The organism is Sphingobacterium populi (assembly GCF_001586775.1).
Classification (GTDB): Bacteria; Bacteroidota; Bacteroidia; order Sphingobacteriales; family Sphingobacteriaceae; genus Sphingobacterium; species Sphingobacterium populi.
Window position 1 is genome coordinate 1 of the sequence record NZ_LQXS01000046.1, and the last position, 207, is coordinate 207.

Below are 207 nucleotides of genomic sequence, written 5' to 3' on the forward strand. Positions count from 1 at the left end.
TCTTTAAATCAGGCAACAGCTGGCTTTTTCTTTATTCCGGAATTTTGTAGTGATTCAGGTAGCGGACAATGCTGTTCGCCCGTCGGTTCACGTAGGCAGACGGTCTGCGTGCATCCCATTTACGTGGGTTGGGTAATATGGCAATGATCAGTGCCGCTTCTTTGCGACTCAAACTTTTGCCCGATTTGCCATAGTAATAATGTGATG

1 protein-coding gene is annotated in these 207 nt (G+C 46.4%); it reads right to left on the minus strand.

Features of this window, described 5'->3' with window-relative positions; genetic code table 11:
* Positions 1 to 31 precede the first annotated feature (31 nt).
* Positions 32 to 207 (minus strand): transglycosylase domain-containing protein (locus A0125_RS16700; protein ID WP_197464915.1); only part of this gene is annotated, 176 nt, incomplete at its 5' end.